The sequence below is a fragment of the Rhodococcus sp. DT1 genome (genome assembly GCF_049844875.1).
GTDB lineage: Bacteria > Actinomycetota > Actinomycetes > Mycobacteriales > Mycobacteriaceae > Rhodococcus.
Genome location: NZ_JBNCLW010000005.1, coordinates 364,011 through 377,823, shown reverse-complemented (window position 1 = coordinate 377,823; position 13,813 = coordinate 364,011). Strand labels below are relative to the sequence as shown.

The following is a 13,813-nucleotide window of genomic DNA, read 5'->3' as shown; positions in this document are numbered from 1 at the left end:
GGGGTAGTTTTCACATCGGGGAATCGAACGAACGGGGCGACATGAGGGACGACGAGCAGCGTGGCTCGCACACACCGACACGTCCGACCGTGGTGGTTGCGGCTGCGACCACCCCGATCGAACGAAGGCTCATCACGGAGTGGCTCCACTCCGATCGAGTGCCTGCCGAACACCGCACGGCAGCACGCCCCGAGGCGCTCGACCTCGATTCCCAGATCTTCACGACCGAACTGCTCAGCCGCACCGACGATCCACTCGTGCTGCCGGTGCGGGTGGTCTGGCTTCCCGCCGAGCGCGACGGCGCACGCCGGGCGCGGTTCTCCGATGTCCTCGCACTCACCAACCCCCGCAACCCGAACCGGCTGATCCAGAAATGGCTCGTGGGGAAGGGAGCCGACCGCTACCGGATCGTGGTGGCACAACCGGCGCCCCTGAGCGAACTCCGCGGCGACTTTGCGGCCGAGTACGGCTCCGACGCGGTCGAAGCAGGCAATCTCGCCCGGTACATCATGCGCCGGGCGGTGGTGGCCCTCGAACGAGCCGAGCGCGCCGTGATCGGTGACCGGTACAAGGTGCCGCGACTCGTCGCCGAACAGATCATGGATTCGTCGGCGTTCCGGCAGCGGCTCGACGCCCTCGCGGCCGAGTTGCGCGTGTCTCGCAGCGATGTGGACGCGCGGGCACGCAGTGCTCTCCGTGAACTCGTGGCCGTGCAGTCACGCCTCGTCACCGACCTGTTCACCCAGGCGATGCGGCCGCTGCACACGTCGGCATGGACGGTGCACGCGGACGAATCCGGTTTGCGCTCGCTTCGCGGACTCAACCGGACGCGCCCACTGGTGTTCCTGCCGTCGCACCGGTCGTATGCGGACGCATTAGTGCTCGGCGACATCCTGGCCGCGAACGAGTTCCCCCGCAACCACCTGATGGGTGGCGCGAATCTGACGTTCTGGCCCATCGGCCCGATGGCGCGCCGGACGGGAACTGTATTCATCCGGCGCAGTTTCGGTGACGACGCGGTCTACAAAGCGGCGCTCGAAGAGTACTTCGCGTTCTTGCTCGCCAAACGATTCAACCTCGAGTGGTACTTCGAAGGCGGGCGCACGCGTACCGGCAAGCTTCGGCCACCTCGGTACGGACTGCTCAACTATGTAGCCAACGCGGTGCGCGCGGACCGGGTCGACGACGCGATGCTGGTACCGGTCTCCATCACCTACGAAGCGCTGGCGGAGGTCGCGGGGGTCGCGGCGGAGCAGACCGGAAGCGCGAAGAAGCCCGAGGGGCTGACGTGGCTGTTCCGGTACATGCGCAGCCAGCAGCGCAGCGCCGGCCATGTCTATGTGCGATTCGGCGAGCCGATCTCGATGCGGTCGCGTCTCGCCGCCGGCGGTGACCCCGACGTGGCCGGTGACCTCCCCGCCGACGAGACCGAACGCTCGGACCGCCGCCGGAGGGCGCTGCAGAAAGTGGCGTTCGAGGTAGCGGTCGGGATCAACTGCACCACCCCGGTGACCGTGAACTCGCTCGTGACGCTCGCCCTGCTCGGCGTGCGCGATCGATCGCTCACCCTCGACGAGGTACGCGCGGTGATCGCGCCCGTGCGGGACTACCTCGACCGCCGACGCATCCCTCACGGTGAACTCCGGATGCTCGACATGGAGGGAGGACTCGCCACGGTGCTCGCGGCGTTGACCGACGGCGGTGTGGTGACCACCTACGCCGGCGGTGACGAACCCGTGTATTCGATCCACCGCGACCAGCACCTCGTCGCGGCGTTCTATCGCAACAGCGGCGTGCACTGGTTCGTCAACCGGTCGATCCTGGAACTCGCCGTTCTCTACGCGCACGACAGTCCCGGTGAAGGTGATCCCGTACGCGTCGCGTGGGAGGAAGCCAAGCGTCTCCGCGATCTTCTGAAATTCGAATTCTTCTTTCCCGACCGGGACACCTTCGAAGCGCAGATGCGCGAGGAACTCGAGCTTCTCGTACCGGAATGGGGAGACGCCCTGCCCACCAAGGAAAAGGCGCTCACCGGACTCGTCGAAACCGGGTTCTTCATGTCCCATCGCACGTTGCGCTCGTTCTTCGACGCCCAACTCGTCGTCGCCGAGCGACTCGCGAAACGAGATCCGTCCGTGGACATCGTGCAGGAGTCGTTCCTCGACGAGTGCGCGGCGGTAGGACGGCAGATGCTGTTGCAGGGCCGCTTGCACGGTTCCGAATCGGTCTCGTCGGAGTTGTTCGCCACGGCACTGGACCTGGCCCGCAATCGAGGGCTGCTCGAGCGGGACGACTCCGTGGCAGAGAAAAGGCGCACATTCGCGGCCCAGCTGCTCGCGGTGGGTGAACGAATCGCGCTCGCCGAGTCACTCGACGTGTCGAACAGGAAGGCGAACCGGTGAACATCGAGACGGCGCTCGAACGGGTGCGTACCGGACCTCGGGGCCCGGAAACTGCGGCGTTCTTCGACTTCGACGGCACCATCGTGCACGGGTTCTCCGGTCTCCACTTCTTCCGGGATCGTCTGCTGTCCGGCAACGTCGGCGCGACCGAACTCGCCGCGACCATGCTCAACGGCCTGCGCGGAACGGAAACCGAAGACGATTTCGAGCGGTTCGCCGGAACCGTCTTCAAGGCCTGGCGCGGCCACACCGAGGACGAGCTGTACGACCTCGGGCAGCGTCTGTTCATGTCCACCATCGCCGGGCACCTCTACCAGGAGGCGTGGCAGCTTGTCGGAGCGCATCAGAACGCCGGCCACACCGTCGTGATCGCGTCCTCCGCGTCCCGCTACCAGATCCAGGCATGCAGCGACGCGCTCGGAATCGAGCACGTCCTGTACACCCCGCTCGAGGTTCGGGACGGCGTTCTCACCGGCCGCGTCGACGGCAGGTCGCTGTGGCGCAGCGGGAAGGCCCAGGCAGCGCGCGCCTTCATGGACGCCCACGGTATCGACAGCGAGACGAGCTACTCCTACTCCAACGGAGGTGAAGACGCGGATTTCCTTGCTGCGACAGCACATCCCACCGCGACGAACCCCGACCGCACACTACATCGCATCGCGCTCGAACGTGGCTGGCCGGTGTTGCGTTTCCGCCCGCGAGGCACTCCGGGGGCGAAGGAATTCGTACGAACCGCCGCGGCGTACGGAGGATTGTTCGGTTCGGTCTGGGCCGGGCTCGGCCTCGGGCTGCTCAACGGAAGCAGGAAGATCGCACTCGACTCCATCCTCAACCTCGGCTCGGAGGTGTCGCTGGCACTCGCCGGTATCGATGTCCGCGTCGTCGGGCAGGCCAACGCGTGGTCCGCACGGCCGGCGGTGTTCCTCTTCAATCACCAGAGTCAGCTCGACCCGCTGGTGCTCGCGAAAGTGCTGCGCCACGACTTCACCGGAGTCGCGAAACAGGAAATGGCGCGCGACCCGCTCTTCGGGCCGCTGCTGCGATTCGGCGGCGTCACGTTCGTCGACCGAAACAACACGGAGCGAGCCCTCGCCGCGCTCGGCCCGGTGGTGGAGACTCTCCGCAACGGAACGTCGTTGGTCATCGCGCCCGAGGGCACCCGCTCGTTGACGCCGGCGATCGGCACGTTCAAAAAGGGTGCCTTCCGCATCGCGATGGCGGCGGGCGTTCCGGTGGTTCCGATCGTGATCCGCAACTCGGGAGAGATGCTGTGGAAGCACTCGACGCTGCTGAGGTCGGGCACCGTCGACGTCGCGGTGCTCGACCCGATCGACGTCGGCGACTGGTCCCCGGACGAACTGGGTGACCGCATCGCAGAGGTCGAAGATCTCTACCGGAACACCCTCGGCCGCTGGCCGGTCGCCCGATGACGGACGACGAGAACCGCGAGGACCACTCCCCCGACGAGTCGGGGAACGGGGACGAGGCAGGGAACGAGAAGGCGGAGAACGAGAACGACGAGGCCGGTGCCGGCCATACCGGGGCACTGACCCCGAACCGCCGCAAGAAGCTCAAGTGGATCGTCGGCGGACTCCTGGTCGTGGTTCTCACCGTCGAGGTGATCTTGATCTGGCCGGAGTTGTCGAGCAGCGTCCGGGATCTGGGTGATCTGAAATGGCTGTGGGTCGCGGCCGCTGTCGTCGCGTCCATGGCCGAGATGTCGAGTTTCGCGCGGGTGCAACGGGCGCTGTTGTCCGCTGCCGGGGTGAAGGTGACGCAGCGGCAATCGTTGTCGGTGGCTCTCGCGGCGAACTCGATGAGCGTGACGCTCCCCGGCGGGCCGGTACTCGGGACCACGTTCACCTACCGCCGGATGCGCGCGTGGGGAGCCCAGCCTGTCGTCGCGACGTGGCAGCTCGTCATGGCCGGGGTATTGCAGGCAACGGGTCTCGGGCTGCTGGGACTTGTCGGAGCCCTGCTGGTCGGGGCGACCAGCAACCCGTTCTCCCTGATCTTCTCCACCGGCGCGCTTCTCCTGATGGTCGTGCTGATCCAGTACGCGGCCAGCAACCCCGGCTCGCTCGAATCCATCGGCCTGATCGCGCTACGGGGAATCAACCGGATACGCAAGAAGCCGGAGCAGTCCGGGACCCGCGCGTGGGGGAAGATCGTCGACCAGATCGGTGCCGTACAACTCGATCGGCCCCACGCCGCGCGGGCCTTCGGATGGTCGCTGTTCAACTGGGTGTGCGACGGCGCGTGCCTGATGTTCGCCGCATACGCGGTCGGAGGACACCCCAGCATCGCCGGAATTGCGGTGGCGTACGCGGCGGGCACCGCTGCGAGTCGTGCGATTCCGCTGTTGCCCGCCGGACTGGGCGTGATGGACGCGGTGCTCGTTCCTGCCCTGACCGCCAGCGGGATGAGTGGTGCCGAGGCGCTCTCCGCAGTGGTTGTCTACCGATTGATCAGCTTCGTGCTCGTCGCAGCGGTGGGATGGATCGTGTTCGCGCTCCGCTATCGCGGCACACCGGAAGACGACGCCGAACCACCACCCGACCTGCAACTCTGGCGCGACGACTGACGACGGCGCACTGCGGTCCCCGCGCGCTTTCGGCACGGCCGGGGTGACGGTTACGCGAAACACACAGCACCCGGGGAAGTACGCTGCTCCCGGGCCACGCACCAGTGTGACCCCATTCCGTCGAGTGGAGGGACGTCGTTCGTGGCACAGCAACAGGTCGCCAAGAAACGGGAGGTCTGGTCCGGGCGCTCAGTGTTCATCATGGCCGCGATCGGTTCCGCCGTCGGTCTGGGCAACATCTGGCGTTTCCCGTACATCGCGTACGAGAACGGTGGCGGCGCGTTCCTGATCCCGTATCTGGTCGCTCTCCTCACCGCGGGCCTTCCGCTCCTGTTCGTCGACTACGCGATCGGGCACAAGTTCCGAGGATCGCCGCCGCTGGCCTTCCGCAGGCTCAGCCGCGGCGCCGAGTTCCTCGGCTGGTGGCAGGTGCTGGTGTGCTTCGTGATCGGTGTGTACTACGCCGTCATCATCGCCTGGGCGGCGCGTTACACGTTCTTCTCGCTCAGCGAAGCGTGGGGCGACGACGCGGAAGGGTTCTTCCTCGAAACGTTCCTGCAGGTCGACGGTGATTCCTCGTTCGGGATGAGCTTCGTCCCGGGTGTCGCGTGGCCTCTGCTGGCCGTCTGGATCCTCACGCTCGGTGTTCTCGCGCTCGGCGTGCAGCGCGGTATCGGCAACGCCAACCGGTTCTTCGTCCCGTTGCTGGTGCTCCTGTTCGGTGCGCTCGTCGTGCGGTCGCTCACCCTCGAGGGCGCCACCATCGGGCTCGACGCCTTCTTCACGCCGAACTGGTCCGCGCTGACCGATACGAGCGTCTGGATCGCGGCGTACGCGCAGATCTTCTTCTCGCTCTCCGTCGCGTTCGGCATCATGATCACCTACTCGTCGTACCTGAAGCGCAAGACCAACCTGACCGGTTCGGGCCTGGTCGTCGGCTTCTCGAACTCGAGTTTCGAGGTCCTGGCCGGTATCGGCGTGTTCTCCGCGCTGGGCTTCATGGCCCAGGCACAGGGGGTGGGAGTCGACGAGGTCGTCGCCGGAGGTATCGGACTGGCGTTCATCGCGTTCCCGACCATCGTCTCCGAGATGCCGGGCGGCCCGATCTTCGGCGTTCTCTTCTTCGGATCCCTCGTGTTCGCCGGTTTCACCTCCCTGATCAGCATCATCCAGGTCGCCGTCTCGGCGTTCGAGGACAAGACCGGCCTCGGACGCGTTCCCGCCGTCCTCACGATCGGTGGCGTGTCGGCAATCGTCTCGCTGCTGCTGTTCCCGACCACCACGGGACTCAACACGCTCGACGTCGTCGACCGCTTCGCCAACCAGTTCGGCATCGTGGGTGTCGCCTTCGTGGCGCTCATCGTGATCGCGTGGATTCTGCGGCGCCTGCCCGACCTGCGAGACCATCTCAATTCGGTGTCGTCGTTCAAGGTCGGCCGGGGCTGGCTGGTGTTCACCGGCGGCGTCACACCCGTAGTGCTGGGATACATGCTGTTCAGCGAGATCCGTGATCGGCTGAGCGAGGGCTACGGCGGACTGCCCGACGACCTCGTCCTGGTGTTCGGGTGGGGCGTCCAGGCAGTGGTGATCGTGGCCGCCGTCGCACTCTCGTTCGTCCCGTGGCGCAAGAGCATCGACCTCGGATACGACGCCGGTGGCGAGATTCCCACCTCCGACGTGACCGTCTCGGCCGGCACCACGGATCCCGACAGCACCACCACCGGAGGTACGAAGTGAGCACATCCGCCATCGCCCTCATGATCTTCGCCCTGGTCACGCTCTGGGGCGGCCTCATCCTCAGCATCGTGCACCTGCACAACCATCCGGACGAACCGGAGTGATTCCCGGCAGATAAAGGGACACAGTCGGCCGGCAGCGGGGGGGGGGGGGGGGGGGGGGGGCGCCCCCCCCCCCCCCCCCCCCCCCCCGCTGCGTACCCATGAGGTCATGAGCGCCGGCTCGTCCGCGGCGGAGCGCGCGTCGCGCCGTCCGGCAGGTCAGCCGGCGTGCTGCAACCGCTCGAGCCGGTCGAACACCAATGTCACCGCGGTATCGGTGTGCGCGAGCACCTCGCGCGTGCTCTGCCGCCCGGCAGCCCAGCTCACGAGGGTGGACATCCACACGTCGGCGATGATGTGCACCGCGTTGAGAACCTCTTCGGTAACGGCGTCGATTCCGGCAGCGCGGGCGAACAGATCGGTGAGGACATATCCGAGGTGGTCGAGTTCGGGGGCCGACGACGCATCGGCGAACATGGTGGCTCGCACCAGAGCGTCGTACAGGCGCGGATTCTCCTCGAGCTGCGCGACCGATGCCCGGAACACCACCATGATCCGGTCGTGCGGAGTGTCGCCGGGAAGCTCCGCCTCGGCAAAGCGCCGGGCAGCCCCTTCGAACTCGAGCACCAGCGCAACCACCAGCAGATGGTTCTTCGACGGGAAGTAGCGGTACACCGTGCCGAGAGCCACGCCGGAGCGGTCGGCTACCGAACGCATCTGCACGGCCTCGTACCCGCCCTCGGACGCAAGCTCCTTCGCCGACCCGATGATGCGCATGTAGCGGGCTCGCTGAGCGGGCCTCAGATCTGCGCCCGGTGTCGAAAAAGCCCGCTGTCTCGTGTGCGCAACCTCCGTAGTCGGGTCGTCCGCCATCACGTCACCTTCCGTTCATCCCTGTTCGAGGATAGTTCAGGCACCGATGCGGCCTTCACGACCAGCCTTCCGGCGACTCATCTAGACAGGTGTCCGGAAACCCCTTCCCTCCAGAGGTAGAACGCGTTACATTTTCTTCGTCATCCGACGAGAGGGGCCGCAGTGCGCCACGGAATCACCCTGTTCACCAGCGACCGGGGAATCCGACCCGATGTCGCCGCGACAGCCGCGGAGAGTCGCGGGTTCGACAGCTTCTACGTTCCCGAACACACCCACATCCCGGTGCGGCGCGAATCCGCGCACCCGGGGACCGGCGACGAGACGCTGCCCGACGACCGGTACATGCGGACCCTCGATCCGTGGGTCTCGCTCGGTCTCGCAGCCGCCGTGACCTCCACGATCAGCTTGGGTACGTCCGTCGCCTTACCGCTCGAACACGACCCGATCACCCTGGCGAAGACGATCGCCACGCTCGATCACCTCTCCGGCGGGAGAGTGATCCTGGGGGCCGGCTTCGGCTGGAACGCCGAAGAACTCGCAGACCACGGGGTTCCCCCCGGTAAGCGTCGCACCGCCCTGCGGGAGTACCTCGAGGCGATGCAGGCACTGTGGACCCAGGAGGAAGCGTCCTACGACGGCAGCTTCGTCTCCTTCGGCCCGAGCTGGGCGTGGCCCAAGCCGGTACAGCAGCCCCGGCCCCCCGTGCTCATCGGCGCGGGCGCGACCGAGCGGAACTTCGCATGGATCGTGCGCTCGGCCGACGGCTGGATCACCACCCCCACCGAGCGAGACACCGTGGACAACGTGCACCGGCTCCACAAGATGTGGGCCGACGCCGGTCGCACCGGGACTCCGACGGTCGTCGCGCTCGCGGGACGCCCCGATACCGAGCAACTGAGCCGGTGGAGCGACGCGGGCGTGAACGAGGTCATCTTCGGACTCCCCGATCGCACGGAGGACGAAGTCGTCGCCTACATCGACCGGCTCGCCGGCAAACTCGACCACTGATCCACCGCACCAGAACGGGACCCACATTGAGCACCGACTTGCATCCCCTCCACGCCGACCGGATCACCACCTGGCACCACGAGGCCGACGTGGTGATCGCCGGATACGGCATCGCCGGAGTGTCCGCGGCCGTCGAGGCCGCGCGCACCGGCGCCGAGGTACTGGTTCTCGAACGCACCGGCGGCTGGGGCGGGGCCGCATCGTTGTCCGGGGGCATCATCTACCTGGGCGGTGGGACGGGTCTCCAGAAAGCGCTCGGGTTCGAGGACACCCCCGAGAACATGAAGACCTTCATGCTCGCAGCGCTCGGACCTGGAGCAGACGAAGCGAAGATCTCCGAATACTGCGAGGGCAGCGTCGAGCACTACGACTGGCTCGTCGACAACGGCGTGGTGTTCAAAGAGAGCTTCTGGGGTGAGCCCGGCTGGGAGATCCCGGGCGACGACGGCCTGATGTACTCCGGCGGCGAGAACGCCGCGCCCTTCAACGACATCGCGACTCCCGCTCCCCGCGGCCACGTCCCCCAGATGGCGGACAAGCGCACCGGCGAGAAGGGCGGCGGATTCATGCTCATGCAACCGCTGTCGCAGGTCGCCGAGAGCCTCGGGGTCCGAGCCGAATACGACGTCCGGGTGCAGCGTCTGATCGTCGACGAGGACGGCCGGGTCGTCGGCATCGCCGCCAAGCAGTACGGCAACGAGGTCTATGTCCGGGCACGTCGCGGCGTCGTCCTCGCAACCGGGAGTTTCGCCTACAACAAAGAGATGATCTCGGCATATGCGCCCCAACTGGAGGGGCGTCCGGGTGCGGCGATCGAGGAACACGACGGTCGTGCGATCCGGATGGCCCAGGCGCTCGGTGCCGACCTCGCCCACATGGATGCCACCGAGGTCGCATTCTTCGGGGATCCCCAGTTGATGGCGCGCGGCATTCTCGTCAACGGCCGCGGGAACCGGTACGTGCCCGAGGACACCTACCCCGGCCGCATCGGACAGTTGACCCTGCTCAAGAACGACAATCAGGCGTTCCTCGTCATCGACGAGGCTGCATACGAAGAGGGATGTGCCGCAACCAGTTCCACGCCCTTCTTCCGTTTCCGGCCGAAATGGGTCGCCGAGACGGTCGAAGAACTCGAATCCGATATGGGATTGCCGGCGGGAACACTGCAGGCAACCGTCGAGGTCTACAACCGGCACGCGGAGACCGGGACCGATCCCGTCCTCGGCAAGAAGAGCGAATGGTGTGTTCCGATCGGTTCGCCGATCGCCGCGATCGACCTGCGCAACTGCACCGCCGGATTCACTCTGGGTGGCCTGCGCACGACCGTCGACTCCGAGGTTCTCCACGTCTCCGGCGAACCGATCCCCGGCCTGTTCGCGGCGGGCCGTTGCACATCCGGGGTCTGCGCCTGGGGATATGCGAGCGGAACGTCGCTCGGCGACGGCAGTTTCTTCGGTCGACGGGCGGGCATCTCCGCGGCCAAGGGCTGAACCGGATCCCGGCCGGTCCCGGGCTCAGAACACCACACCGGCATCGCGGCGGACGATCTCGTCCGCACCGTACTCCGCGAGCGCGGCGATCGTCATGGACGGATTGCACGCACCGGTCGAGCCCGGGATCTTCGCACCGTCCACCACATACAACCCGCGCTGCCAGAGCACGCGTCCCGCCTCGTCGCACACCGGACCCATCGGCGCTCCCCCGAGCGGATGGAACGTGTTGACGTCCACCGCATTGATGTCGACCACGAGTGCGGCAGGACCGGCGATACGCCGGATACGCGTTTCGATGGCCCGGGTCAGCTCACGGTCGAATTTCTGATCCCAGTGCAGCACAGCGTCGTCGGTGGCGGCGTCGTACTGCCATCGCCCGAGCCCGCGCACGACCCCCAGCCCGATCACCGATGTGGTGCCGATGTCGGCCGGCCACGGCACCGGTCCGGTCACGATCATCAGCGCGCCGGCGGGATCGGAATAGTCCTTCATCCCGACGCATGCCGGGCCACCCTGGAACTCCCCCGGACTCGACAGCGGCGTGGTCACCGAGAACACGCGGTCGCCGTTGTTGCCCCAGCCCGTTCCCACCCCGTCCGGCAGATCCGGCACGAGGCTCTTCGCGTGGGCTTTCATCAGCAACCGGGTCGTGCCGGCCGATCCCGCACCGAGGAATACCGCGTCCGAGAAAAGCCTCTTACGTTCGAGAACCGTTCCGTCGGTGTGGATCCGGTCGACATGCGTGATCCACGTTCCGTTCGGCGCCCGCTCGATGTCGGTGACGCGATGCAGCGGCGCGACCGACACGTTGCCGGTGTTCTCGGCCGCGGCCAGATAGGTCACGTCCACCGAGAACTTCCCACCGTTGTTCACGCCGTAGATGACGTCGCCGGTCGTGTAGGACGGTTTCAGTTCGCCCGTGAGTTCGCGACGCGCGAAATCCCAGTCGATGGACATCGGCACCCGGAACGTGTCGAATCCCTCGCGCCCGGCCCGGTCGAGGAATTCCCGCGACGACCGGTAGCGAGGGTGTGCGAGCAGGTCGTCGGGGATCTCCGCGACCCGCAGCATCCGCGCGACCCGCGGGTAGTACTCCCGGTCGAGGAGGTCGTAGTCGAGGCTCGGCGACACGGACGCCGCGAACCGTGCACCGTCCGGTTGCAGCGTCATCCCGTGGTAGGCGAGCGAACTGCCGCCGACGCCCGCGCCGCACAGGATATCGATTCCGTTGCCGCGCACCCGTTCCATCAGGCCGGTGTACGGCTCCGACGGAATCGGGGGCGCACCGGTCATCACCGGCATCGGTGACAGCCAGGACGCACGCCGGTCGGGCGCGAACATGCGCGGGAACGTTTCCGCATTCGGGCCTGTGGGCCAACGGATCCCACGCTCGAGCACAACCGTCTCCACCCCCGCACGCCCGAGGTGCATCGCGGTGATCGCGCCGCCGAAACCGCTTCCGATCACCACCGCGCGATGGCGTTCCTCGGTGACCTCCGCCCGGGCGCGGGGAACCGCCACCACCGTCAAGGCCACTGCCGCGGCAGCAGCGGTCCCCAGAAAAGTACGACGCGACAGAGCGGTGTCCACATGATCTCCTGAACGAAAGGGGTTCGATCGTGAAGAGCGGAAAGCCTGGCAGAGCCGGAACGTCAGAGAACGGTGAGCGGTAGCGGAATCCCGCGGTCGGCGAACACGAAATCGGTGCCGGAACTGAAGCGCGTGATCGCCACCTCGCCGCATTCCTTCGCGGGCGTGTCCTCACGCACGACACCGACGACGAGGGAGTCCTCGGTTTCCGACTCCACCCGGACGGAAAAGTGTGCGTCCACTCCCCGCACGAGCGCATCGAGAGCACCCAGGTGATCGGAGTCGACCAGTGTCGGCCACGCCCCGTCCACGTGCGCCCCACCCCGCCGGTGGATGTGCAAGGTCAGACCGTGCGAGTCGTGCTCGACGGTGCGTTCGACATAGTGGTGGGGCGAGAACACGGGATGAACGTCGAGGACGGCCGCGAGTCCCGCGAAGGACTGCGGCGTTCCCAGTGCCCGGTGGATCCGCTCCGATGCGATGCCCGCAATCCCGGTGAGCTGTTTGCGGGCAAGATCGAGCGCGGACGCCTCGTCGGTGCGCTTGCGCACGCCCATGAGAAATCCCAGCGTGAGCATGTGCTGTTGCAGGCATACCTCTTCGGCGATGCGCACCAGCGCGGATTTGGAGAAGTCCGCGAACCGCAGGTCCGACAGGAGCGGACCCGAATAGTCGTGGTTTCCTTCGCCGGCGCCGTCGATCGGACTCAGCTCGGTGGCCACGGCCGCGGTGCGCCCGAGTGCTTCGGTGTGCGGTTCCATCTTCGGCGGCACGTGCGACGGATCGATCGTGACCGTCCACGCGCAGTGCGGGTGCCGGTCCTCGGGGACCCGCGGCGGCCGGTGGATGGGCCGCACCTGCGCGTACGGATTGGTGGCGAGCGCGGTCGCGTCGAACGTCGGGTCCTCGATGTCGTGGCACATGGCCGTGACGTACGCGTCGCCGAGCGGTTCGACGTCCATGAGTGCCCCACAGTGATCGAGCTGGAACTCGCCGTGGTTGCGGTCGTCGACGCGGTACCGGAAGTCCATGAACTGCGGCGGTGCACCGATGTCGAGTTGCAGACCCTTGAAGATGGTGACGACGTCGTCACCCTCGTAGTTCAGGGCGCGCTGCATCCGCCGGGTGTACCAGGGCGACGCCGCCTGCCATTCCTCGATCGCGACTTCCGCCATTCCCTCACGCCCGAAGGCCGAGATGAGGTGCGCCATGCCCGAGCGGTCGATGAGTTGTCCGCACAGCAGCAGTTCGGGCACCAGCACGGCCAGGTCGGCGCGCGAGAGCGCCGCAAACGATCCCCCCGTGCGCGCCGGGCTCACCACAGCGGAACCGGAGACTGTCCGACGCGGTACCAGCCGGGCAGCGGAGTCTTCGAGGTGGACCGTTCGATCCGCTTGCTCATCCCGTCCGACAGTTTGTTGTCGGTGATCATCTCGAGGAACAGATGGGAGACGTTGCCGAAGTCGAAGAAGTCGCGCTGCCAGGACCATTGGAAGTTTCCGCCGTAACGGAACCAGCTGCCCCCGATGCCCTGCACCGTGTAGGGCTCACCGTTGTCGCGGGTCTCGTCCGCGGTCTGCTTCCAGAAACCGATGACGTCCCCGGACCGCTCGTCGACGACGAACTGCTGATAGGGGTACTGCCACCCTTCGAGTCCCTCCATCTCCTGTCCGAGCGCGATGTCGCGGATCTCGTCGCGGCCGACCGCCATGAACTCCTGCTTCGGTCCGTAATTCCAGCCGTAGGTCGCGTCCTCGGTATACATGTCCGCCAACGGCTTCCAGTCGCCCTCGGCCTCGGCGCGCTTGTTGGCGTCGGTCCAGCGGGCGATCATCTCGTCGAGCTCGGCACGATCGAACGTAGCCATGGGTCGGTCTCCTGGGTCTCAGTCTTCGACGATGCGAAGTGCTTGGGTCGGGCAGTACTTCACGGCGGCCTCGGTGTCGCTGCGCAACTCCTCGGGCACAGGGTTTCGGAGTATCTCCACCTCGCCGTGTTTTGCGACGGCGAACACGTCGGGCGCCTCCATCGCGCACATGGCATGTCCCTGGCAGAGATCGAGATCTGCTTCGACTCTCACGGCGG

General features: G+C 66.7%; 12 protein-coding genes. 7 read left to right on the top strand and 5 right to left on the bottom strand.

Going from position 1 to position 13,813, the window contains the following annotated elements; translation table 11 throughout:
- Nucleotides 1–41: 41 nt before the first annotated feature.
- The 5 genes from ACLQ3J_RS15115 (at nucleotide 42) to ACLQ3J_RS15095 (ending at nucleotide 6,827) form a co-directional block, all read left to right on the top strand.
- On the top strand, nucleotides 42–2,402 hold the full coding sequence (locus ACLQ3J_RS15115; RefSeq protein ID WP_169621233.1) for a glycerol-3-phosphate 1-O-acyltransferase: 2,361 nt from the start codon (nucleotides 42–44) through the stop codon (nucleotides 2,400–2,402).
- On the top strand, nucleotides 2,399–3,832 hold the full coding sequence (locus ACLQ3J_RS15110) for an HAD-IB family hydrolase (RefSeq protein WP_425903755.1): 1,434 nt from the start codon (nucleotides 2,399–2,401) through the stop codon (nucleotides 3,830–3,832). The genes ACLQ3J_RS15115 and ACLQ3J_RS15110 overlap by 4 nt, the downstream gene beginning before the upstream one ends.
- Nucleotides 3,829–4,986, top strand: a complete 1,158-nt coding sequence (locus ACLQ3J_RS15105) for a lysylphosphatidylglycerol synthase transmembrane domain-containing protein (protein ID WP_296551040.1) — start codon at nucleotides 3,829–3,831, stop codon at nucleotides 4,984–4,986. The genes ACLQ3J_RS15110 and ACLQ3J_RS15105 overlap by 4 nt, the downstream gene beginning before the upstream one ends.
- A gap of 141 nt (nucleotides 4,987–5,127) precedes the next feature.
- A complete protein-coding gene (locus ACLQ3J_RS15100) occupies nucleotides 5,128–6,723 on the top strand; it encodes a sodium-dependent transporter (RefSeq protein WP_296551039.1) in 1,596 nt (531 codons plus the stop codon).
- Complete coding sequence (locus tag ACLQ3J_RS15095) at nucleotides 6,720–6,827, top strand: methionine/alanine import family NSS transporter small subunit (protein ID WP_169621237.1); 108 nt, start codon at nucleotides 6,720–6,722, stop codon at nucleotides 6,825–6,827. The genes ACLQ3J_RS15100 and ACLQ3J_RS15095 overlap by 4 nt, the downstream gene beginning before the upstream one ends.
- A gap of 156 nt (nucleotides 6,828–6,983) precedes the next feature.
- Here ACLQ3J_RS15095 and ACLQ3J_RS15090 read toward each other — a convergent pair whose 3' ends face one another.
- Nucleotides 6,984–7,637, bottom strand: coding sequence for a TetR family transcriptional regulator (locus ACLQ3J_RS15090; RefSeq protein WP_425903753.1), 654 nt, complete (start codon nucleotides 7,635–7,637; stop codon nucleotides 6,984–6,986).
- A 162-nt stretch (nucleotides 7,638–7,799) separates the two neighbouring features.
- Between ACLQ3J_RS15090 and ACLQ3J_RS15085 the strand changes: the two genes are divergently transcribed.
- On the top strand, nucleotides 7,800–8,645 hold the full coding sequence (locus ACLQ3J_RS15085) for an LLM class F420-dependent oxidoreductase (RefSeq protein WP_425903751.1): 846 nt from the start codon (nucleotides 7,800–7,802) through the stop codon (nucleotides 8,643–8,645).
- Between the two features lie 26 nt (nucleotides 8,646–8,671).
- Nucleotides 8,672–10,135, top strand: a complete 1,464-nt coding sequence (locus ACLQ3J_RS15080; RefSeq protein ID WP_169621240.1) for an FAD-dependent oxidoreductase — start codon at nucleotides 8,672–8,674, stop codon at nucleotides 10,133–10,135.
- Nucleotides 10,136–10,159: 24 nt separating this feature from the next.
- On the opposite strand, the gene ACLQ3J_RS15075 is transcribed toward ACLQ3J_RS15080, so the two are convergent.
- The 4 genes from ACLQ3J_RS15075 to ACLQ3J_RS15060 all read right to left on the bottom strand — a co-directional run bounded on the left by ACLQ3J_RS15075 (nucleotide 10,160) and on the right by ACLQ3J_RS15060 (nucleotide 13,808).
- Complete coding sequence (locus tag ACLQ3J_RS15075; protein WP_425903749.1) at nucleotides 10,160–11,728, bottom strand: GMC oxidoreductase; 1,569 nt, start codon at nucleotides 11,726–11,728, stop codon at nucleotides 10,160–10,162.
- Nucleotides 11,729–11,790: 62 nt separating this feature from the next.
- Nucleotides 11,791–13,050: a hypothetical protein gene (locus ACLQ3J_RS15070; RefSeq protein WP_425903747.1), complete on the bottom strand. Its 1,260-nt coding sequence runs from the start codon at nucleotides 13,048–13,050 to the stop codon at nucleotides 11,791–11,793.
- A complete protein-coding gene (locus tag ACLQ3J_RS15065) occupies nucleotides 13,044–13,595 on the bottom strand; it encodes a nuclear transport factor 2 family protein (protein ID WP_169621243.1) in 552 nt (183 codons plus the stop codon). The genes ACLQ3J_RS15070 and ACLQ3J_RS15065 overlap by 7 nt, the downstream gene beginning before the upstream one ends.
- Nucleotides 13,596–13,613: 18 nt before the next feature.
- On the bottom strand, nucleotides 13,614–13,808 hold the full coding sequence (locus ACLQ3J_RS15060; protein WP_169621244.1) for a ferredoxin: 195 nt from the start codon (nucleotides 13,806–13,808) through the stop codon (nucleotides 13,614–13,616).
- Nucleotides 13,809–13,813 lie beyond the last annotated feature (5 nt).

Excerpts from the sequence above, each read along its gene's own strand:
- ACLQ3J_RS15105 (WP_296551040.1), top strand. The coding sequence starts at position 3,829 with ATGACGGACGACGAGAACCGCGAGGACCACTCCCCCGACGAGTCGGGG.
- ACLQ3J_RS15065 (WP_169621243.1), bottom strand. The coding sequence starts at position 13,595 with ATGGCTACGTTCGATCGTGCCGAGCTCGACGAGATGATCGCCCGCTGG.
- ACLQ3J_RS15090 (WP_425903753.1), bottom strand. The coding sequence starts at position 7,637 with ATGGCGGACGACCCGACTACGGAGGTTGCGCACACGAGACAGCGGGCT.
- ACLQ3J_RS15115 (WP_169621233.1), top strand. The coding sequence starts at position 42 with ATGAGGGACGACGAGCAGCGTGGCTCGCACACACCGACACGTCCGACC.